Source organism: Candidatus Enterococcus wittei (genome assembly GCF_002140175.1).
GTDB lineage: Bacteria > Bacillota > Bacilli > Lactobacillales > Enterococcaceae > Enterococcus_B > Enterococcus_B wittei.
Map to the genome: position 1 here is coordinate 171,027 of NZ_NGMO01000005.1, position 7,806 is coordinate 178,832.

The window sequence follows — 7,806 nt, forward strand, 5'->3', positions numbered from 1 at the left end:
CTCATGTATCTCAGTTTTTATTTAAGATGTAAAAGGAAAGCAGATAGTCGTCTTCCAATTGTTTTTTTATTTTTTTGAAAAAATAATTTTTTCAACATGACTTTGTCACAAAAAACAAGTAGAATAAAACAAAATCAGTACTGTGTATATTATTAGTTGAGGTGTATCATGCGAAAAGAAGTAGTCCAAGCAAAACGAATCATTGTTAAAGTAGGAACGAGCACATTGATCTATCCAAATGGAAACATCAATCTAGCAGCGATTGATCAGCTTGCTTTTGTTCTATCAGATCTTCACAACCAAGGCAAAGAAGTTGTCTTAGTTTCCTCTGGAGCAGTCGGTGTAGGGATGCATAAAATGAACCTATCAAAACGTCCAGCGACTATCCCTGAACAGCAAGCAATTGCTGCGATCGGACAAGCCGAATTGATGAATATTTATAACCATCGTTTCAATATTTATAGTCAACAAACCGCACAAATCTTAGTCACTAGAGATGTCATTGATTTTCCTGAAAGCAGAAAAAATGTAGTCAATACGTTAGAACAACTCTTAGCTATGGGTACCATCCCGATCGTCAACGAAAACGATACCGTTGCAGTCGATGAATTAGACCATTCAACAAAATTTGGCGATAATGATCAGTTATCTGCCATTGTCACGCAGTTGATTTCAGCAGATTTATTGATCGTTCTTTCAGACATTGATGGATTTTATTCAGACAATCCAAATGACAATCCAAATGCAAAGATGTATCATACCATTCATACGATCGACGACCAACTCATGGCTCAAGCTGGCGGAGCAGGTAGTGTCTTTGGGACTGGTGGGATGTCTAGCAAATTGAAAGCAGCGCAGCGGATTCTTGAAGCAAAACGCACGATGATACTCGCCAATGGTAAAAGCCCAACGATTATTTTTGATATATTAGCTGGAAAAGAGATCGGAACTTTATTTAAGGAGGAAATTTCATGACGGACTTAATCCAACTTGGAAAAAACGCAAAAGAAGGAGCAAGATCTCTTGCACTTCTGCCTACAAAGCAGAAAAATGACTTATTAGTCGCTATGGCACAAACCATCAAGAAAAATCAGATAGCCATCTTAGATGCAAACCAAAAAGACTTGGCTCAAGCTGAAGAAAATGGAATCAGCGAAACTATGCAAGATCGTTTACGTTTGACACCTGAACGGATCCATACTATGGCAGACGAAATAATCAAAATCACTCAATTAGACGATCCCATTGGAAAAGTTGATAGCATGTGGCAAAATGAAGACGGCTTGCTGATTGGGAAAAAACGTGTCCCTCTTGGTGTGATCGGTATCATTTATGAATCTCGCCCAAACGTGACGACAGATGCTGCAAGTTTAGCCTTCAAATCAGGCAATGCCGTTATCTTACGTGGAGGTAAAGAAGCCTTTTTCTCAAACAAGATCCTTGTTGAGTTACTGCAACAAGCTCTAACTGATGCAGGCGAATCCCCTTATGCTATCCAATTTGTCGATGACACTTCTCATGAAACAGCGGAACAATTGATGAAACTGACAGATTATTTAGATGTCTTGATCCCTCGAGGAGGAGCTTCATTAATCCAGCGTGTCAAAGAACAAGCCACCGTTCCGATCATTGAAACTGGTACAGGAAACAATCATATCTATATTGATAAAGATGCACAATTAGCAATGGCTGTCGATATCATAGTCAATGCTAAAGCCTCTCGACCTTCCGTTTGCAATGCAGCGGAAACTTTATTGATTCACTCAGAAATTGCCCCTTTCTTTTTGCCAGCAATTGAACGGGCATTAGTGGAACAAGGGGTCACCTTACACGCCGATGCTCGGGCATTAGACCACTTGGACACTGCTACTTTAGCTGATGAATCAGATTGGGACACTGAGTATTTAGATTATATTTTAGCTGTTAAAATCGTGGATTCTCTTGATGAAGCAATTGAACATATCAACCGCCATAACACTAAACATTCAGAAGCAATCGTGACAGACAGCTATACTGCTAGTCAACGTTTCTTAAACGAAGTAGATGCAGCAGCTGTCTATGTCAATGCCTCTACTCGCTTTACTGATGGCTCAGTATTTGGATTTGGCGCAGAAATTGGGATCTCTACGCAAAAGCTTCATGCGAGAGGCCCAATGGGGTTAAATGAATTGACTACAACAAAGTATATTATCTATGGAAATGGACAAATTCGTGAGTAATGTTTCACGGGAAACATTTTAGACTAGGTATGATTTTAGTAAAAAAATCTGCCAGAATACAAAAATTTTACAACTTCAAGAAGTCTAAAAAAGACTTAAACGTTGTCGTCACGACAATGTTTAAGTCTTTTTTGTTTTCTACAAGAGCACTGAATATTAACTCTTAATAGAATATTCTCTTACGATAAATTATCGAATAATGAGAACCCATCAAAAGTTTCCCCATCGTAATAACGTAATAATTCTTGTGTCGATAAGTTCAGAGTTGTTTCCTTCTCTTCTTCTACTTCCATCATCAATTGTTCCCGATAAGCCTGATAGGACGCTACTAATTTTTGCAACATCCGGCTTTTTGAACTCGCTTCAGCATTGATTATTGGCAACTCTTTAATAAGTCCTCGATAGATCGGTTGCTCTTTCTCCCATTCTACTGGCAATTCAACAACTGTTAACCCAATTTCACGAAAATTGTCTTCAATCATTTTTACGCCTCACTTTTTCATCCTAATGGGATTGTAACTTTTATTCAGGAAAGTTTCCAGAGACAACTCACTTCGTATGAGGTTTACTTTTGAATCATTCCTAACACATATCTTGACAAAGGCCCTACGATTAGCAACTGTAACGGTAAAGCTGCAATCACATTCATCTTCCAAGCGTTCAGATAAGCAAGCCACAATTGATCAGGTAAATCTTGTTGCATAATCACTCCAAATAATGACATGCAAGTGACCATTCCTAAAACCATTAAACAAGAAATCGTTAAGATCATTTGTACCTTACTTTGTGAATTCACTGGTAATTTAAACGCAATTTTTTTGGCTAAAACACCCACGATAAACACGTCTAAAATAAATGCAACGATAAACCCTGGAACTAATCCAGCCAGTAAAGTCGATATATTCAATGCTTGATGTAGCCATAAATTATAGGTACTCATCCCTAAGACCATCAAAAAACACATCATTGTAGTAAAAATTATTCCTTCTTTTTTATTTGTTGGCAAATTCCTCACTCCTTTTTTCATGAAAACCATCGTATCATATTTGAAATTTTCTCGTAAGTTTTTTATTAAATTTCATTGATTTTTTTCTAGTTGCTATTTTTTTCACAAAAGAGATGAAATAGGATGAGTTTTAATATAAAATTACATTAACGAACTATTAAAAAAACACAAAAAAAGTGAGGTAAAGATGTGAAAACAATAATATGGTTAGCTTTACTAATGATCATGAGTACTTCGGCTACGCCTAGTCTAGTATTGGCTGAAACACTGACGATAGACAAAACATCGGCAGAAACAGCTGTTGATTCTACACCTAATGAAGAGGAAAAGATATTAAGCAGTCAACCTCCTTCAACTCCTAAAGAATTGGATGCGCTATCTGACGAAGTTCCAGAAATTTCAGGAAATCCTAGTCTTTCGGGAAGAGCATATCCATCAGGGATTTCCAAACCAACAAAAATAGTGGTTACAGCAACTGAACATTCCCAAGAAGATTTTGTAGAAGCACAGAGTAGTACTGCCCATAGCTACGTTGGTTCTGGAGATGTATTTGAAATCCATACAACAGACCTCCAACTACCAACTACTACTTTCCTTGATGCTGCTGCCATCCATTTAGCTATGCCTACTGATAATTCTATAGAAACACTACAGACACTGGCGTATTATATAGCAAAAAAAATAAAAACATACAATCTTCCTTTAGATCATTTGTCCGAAATCATTTCTATTGATTCCCAATTTACTTTAGATGAAGATCAACTATTTGAGTGGATCCAAGTATATTCCCCACAAATAACTGGTGATGCTAGGATTCAAACTAAATCCTCTCTTTCAAACAACTACGCTTTCCTTCAAAATACAAAGCTTTATCCATCTGTTTATCGTCAATTGAGCGATGTCTACCTTACTGGAAACGTACTTTTGACGGAAAAAGTAGAGCTATCTGATCATACAACTTGGTTTTTTGTACAAAATGCAACACAATCTGGTTGGGTTCCATCTGAAACGATCACACCATATGAACCCCAAGTAATTAGTCAATCAAATGCCACAGGTAAACTGGCTGAAAAAGCTAAAATCTATCAAACACTTTCTGACGCTTGGATCGACCAATCTTCTATACAAAATGACTCTGCTTTAAGCAATCTTGTAGCTAAAAAAATCCAAATTGGCCACAGTATTTTTTATGAATTATTTACTAACAACAAGTTAATCGGCTATGTCCAAAAAGAAACATTTCAATCAGAACATGATACACCAGTTCCTGATACTTCAAAAGCGAAAACAGCAGAGAACAAAATACCTGATTCAAGCTCTGAAAGTACAACAAAGCCACCAACAAAGGATCAATCTTCTCAAAGAACCGCTCAACCATCGATTAATTATTCAACACATGTCAAAAATCTAGGTTGGTTACCAGCCGTATCAGACGGTCAACTTTCCGGAACAACAGGTCGGTTATTGCAAATTGAAGCCTTCCGTTTGAATGTAGCTTCTTCTATACAAGGTTCAATAGAATATACTTCTTATGTGCAACAATCTGGTTGGCAAGGTTGGGTCTCCAATGATAATGTTTCAGGTACAATAGGGCAAGTAAAACGTATTGAAGGCATCAATATCCGCTTAACTGGACAATTAGCTTCTGGCTATAACATCTTTTATCGTGTGCACGTTAAAAACCTGGGTTGGTTGCCTTGGGCTTCGAACGGAAAAGCTGCTGGAACAATCGGTTATGGTTATCATATAGAAGCAATAGAAGTACGCTTAGTGAGCCTTTCACAGACGGGGCCTTCGACTGGAGTATCTTATCTTGAAAAAGAACCTTCTATTTTAGCCAATACACATATAACAAATAAAGGATGGTTAGGTGAAAAAGACGCTAGTACATTTGCTGGAACAACTGGACAAAATTTAAGTTTACAAGCTCTACGACTCAGAATATCAGAAAATACAATAGGTGGAGATATCTCTTATCAATCCCATATTGCAAATCGTGGTTGGGAAACGAATTGGTCATCAAACACTACTACATCTGGAACAACTGGACTGAACTTACCAATCGAAGCTGTTCGTCTAAGCTTAACTGGTGCTATCAGTACGCGTTATGACATTTACTATCGTCTGCATGTCCAAAATTTTGGATGGTTAGACTGGGCTACAAACGGCGAATCGGCTGGTACTCAGGGGTATGCAGCACAAGCAGAAGCTGTACAAATCAAATTACTACCAAAAGGCGCAACTCCACCTGGTCAGACCGTACGATCTTTTAGAATTGCCCCCCCTAAAATAACATTTCAAGGCCACCTATCCACAACTGGGTGGGTCAGTCGTACCGGAATAACTGCACCCATTAATTTTGCCAATCAACGTAGGCAATTTGAAGCGATTCGGGCAACTTTAGCAAGCTCAAAATTTTCAGGAAGTATTCGTTATGATTCACACATTGCTTCAAATGGATGGACAAGACCGGTTTCAAATGGTGATATATCAGGTACAACAGGTCAAAATCGTTCCTTGCAAGCCTTTTCTTTCCAACTAACGGAAGAATTAGCAAATCATTACGACATCTACTACCGATCTTTCGTTCGTTCAAAAGGTTGGCTAGGTTGGGCTTCAAATGGTCAAAAATCGGGTTCTGTTGGTATGAGTTTGCCAGTAGAAGCCATAGAAGTCACAATTGTTGAAAACGATCGGAAACCAAGTGGCTACCAAGCAAATCAGTTAACGATATTAGGTCAAGTTGACGATACTACTCCTCAAGGAAAGTTTATCAATTCTATTTCGCAAAGTGCGAATAGGATAGCTCCTACTTATGGATTATATACATCAGTCATGCTTGCTCAAGCAATCTTAGAAACAGGCTATGGCACTAGTGTCTTAGCTCAACAGGCAAAAAATTTCTTTGGCATGAAATTTAAAGAAGGCGAAGACGAAGGAAAGTACAACTATATCTGGCATGTTTCAAATGAAGTAGTCAACGGTCAAACAATCGCTGTTAATTCCAAGTTTCGAGTCTATCAAACAACGGACAGTTCTTTCTTGGATAATGCTGTCAAATTAAAATATGGCGTTTCATGGGATCCACATCGTTATAAAGGAACATGGAAAATCAATACAAATTCTTATCGGGATGCCACCCGTGCCTTAACTGGAACTTATGCCACTGACCCAAATTATGGGGATAAGTTGAATAGTGTAATCGACTATTGGAAACTGTATCAATTTGATTGATCAAAAAAATGAACATAAAAAAAACTGTCCTCCACTGATTTCTCGATTCTATGATCGAGTTTTCGTGAAAGACAGTTTTTTTTATTTCTTAATAACCGTAAAAGCCGATTCCTTCATATTTCCATCCTAATGGTGTCAATGAATCACGTTCAGATGCGCTTAGGGTATAGTGATGTGTCCCAGTTTGTTCGTTCGGATTAAATAAGCGATAAATTGGTTTTGAGCCACCTGAATAAAAACTTAAACCTTCATATCTCCAACCAAATGGCTTCAAGAAATTGATCTCTGACTGTGACATTGTATAATGATGATCGCCACTATAAGGATTGTACATACGATAGACTGGCTGTCCGCTATTTGGTGCTTGCCAAGCCACACCTTCATATTTCCACCCTACAGTAGGTAAGTAATTTTTTTCACCAGCATTCAATGTATATAGATGTTCACCAGTGTTCTTATTATATAAACGATACATTGGGGACGTAGAAACATTTGGTGTGTCGTATTGAGTCAAATTGTATGTTTCAATGACATTATTCAGTGTTGTAGCATACGTAGGCGCCGTTGCGTAACGTCCAGTCAACCAAGCAGTTGCATCTTTATAAGATTTTGTATTACTTTTCCATGCTCCTGAATAGTAATACACGCCTGGTTGGAATGAAGTTGTCTTCAAAACAGTCACATTATCTTGCAGGGATTCTGCATAAGACGGGTACTTACGAAATGCGGCATTTACTGTAATCCACTGTCCATTGATATATTCAGAGGTTGGCATCACGACAGACTGCCCGTTATAACTTCCTTTGATCCCAAATAAATTATAGTTAGGTGCTGAGGCTAATGCACTCTTTCCCCAACCACTTTCAACGATAGCTTGGGCAATCATTACTGATGCATATAAATCATTGGCGCTCGCTAATCTCTGCGCACTTGCTGCAATCGTATCAATGAATGCTTGTTGTGTATTAGAAGAAGATCGCGCATAAAAAGCCGCACCTCCGGGATTTTCAAACTCAGACAAATCAGCTTGGTGTGTATGAGTCAATTCTTCACCATCGGCTAACTGATTCGTGATTGATTCAGCACTTTCAATGCTTTTAGTTGATTCTGTATTTTCTGTTGTTGGTTCCGTACTTTCTGTTGTCTGCTCGGTAGCAGGAACTTCTGTCGAAACACTAGGTTCCATTGTTGCATTTATTGACGTTGTAAGTGTCGTTTCTGTGGTAGCTGATACTGTCGACTCTTCTGCCAATACTGGAACAGTAGTAACTACTAAACTACTTAAAATGATTGCACTATAAAAAATATGGCTTACTTTCATTTGCTCTCCTTTGCTCTCTCTATGGT

General features: G+C 38.2%; 6 protein-coding genes. 3 read left to right on the plus strand and 3 right to left on the minus strand.

Annotated elements, in window-relative coordinates; all coding sequences use genetic code 11:
- Positions 1-168 precede the first annotated feature (168 nt).
- Together proB and A5844_RS13260 are read left to right on the plus strand one after the other, a co-directional pair.
- Positions 169-975 carry a glutamate 5-kinase gene (gene proB, locus A5844_RS13255; RefSeq protein ID WP_086285644.1) on the plus strand — a complete coding sequence of 269 codons (807 nt, stop codon included), beginning with the start codon at positions 169-171 and terminating at the stop codon, positions 973-975.
- The gene (locus A5844_RS13260; RefSeq protein WP_086285645.1) at positions 972-2,219 is read left to right on the plus strand and encodes a glutamate-5-semialdehyde dehydrogenase; all 1,248 of its coding nucleotides are present in this window, start codon (positions 972-974) and stop codon (positions 2,217-2,219) included. The genes proB and A5844_RS13260 overlap by 4 nt, the downstream gene beginning before the upstream one ends.
- A gap of 179 nt (positions 2,220-2,398) precedes the next feature.
- On the opposite strand, the gene A5844_RS13265 is transcribed toward A5844_RS13260, so the two are convergent.
- Both A5844_RS13265 and A5844_RS13270 read right to left on the minus strand, forming a co-directional pair.
- A complete protein-coding gene (locus A5844_RS13265; RefSeq protein WP_086285646.1) occupies positions 2,399-2,701 on the minus strand; it encodes a hypothetical protein in 303 nt (100 codons plus the stop codon).
- Between the two features lie 83 nt (positions 2,702-2,784).
- Positions 2,785-3,225 (minus strand): DUF2798 domain-containing protein, encoded by a 441-nt coding sequence (locus tag A5844_RS13270; RefSeq protein WP_086285647.1) that lies wholly within the window; start codon positions 3,223-3,225, stop codon positions 2,785-2,787.
- 189 nt (positions 3,226-3,414) lie between these two features.
- Between A5844_RS13270 and A5844_RS13275 the strand changes: the two genes are divergently transcribed.
- Positions 3,415-6,459 (plus strand): glucosaminidase domain-containing protein, encoded by a 3,045-nt coding sequence (locus A5844_RS13275; RefSeq protein ID WP_244610776.1) that lies wholly within the window; start codon positions 3,415-3,417, stop codon positions 6,457-6,459.
- An 88-nt stretch (positions 6,460-6,547) separates the two neighbouring features.
- Here the strand turns inward: A5844_RS13275 and A5844_RS13280 are convergent, their stop codons facing one another.
- Positions 6,548-7,780, minus strand: coding sequence for a glycoside hydrolase family 73 protein (locus tag A5844_RS13280; protein ID WP_086285648.1), 1,233 nt, complete (start codon positions 7,778-7,780; stop codon positions 6,548-6,550).
- Positions 7,781-7,806 lie beyond the last annotated feature (26 nt).

Coding starts and splice junctions, on each gene's coding strand:
- proB (WP_086285644.1), top strand. CDS start 169: ATGCGAAAAGAAGTAGTCCAAGCAAAACGAATCATTGTTAAAGTAGGA.
- A5844_RS13260 (WP_086285645.1), top strand. CDS start 972: ATGACGGACTTAATCCAACTTGGAAAAAACGCAAAAGAAGGAGCAAGA.
- A5844_RS13265 (WP_086285646.1), bottom strand. CDS start 2,701: ATGATTGAAGACAATTTTCGTGAAATTGGGTTAACAGTTGTTGAATTG.
- A5844_RS13280 (WP_086285648.1), bottom strand. CDS start 7,780: ATGAAAGTAAGCCATATTTTTTATAGTGCAATCATTTTAAGTAGTTTA.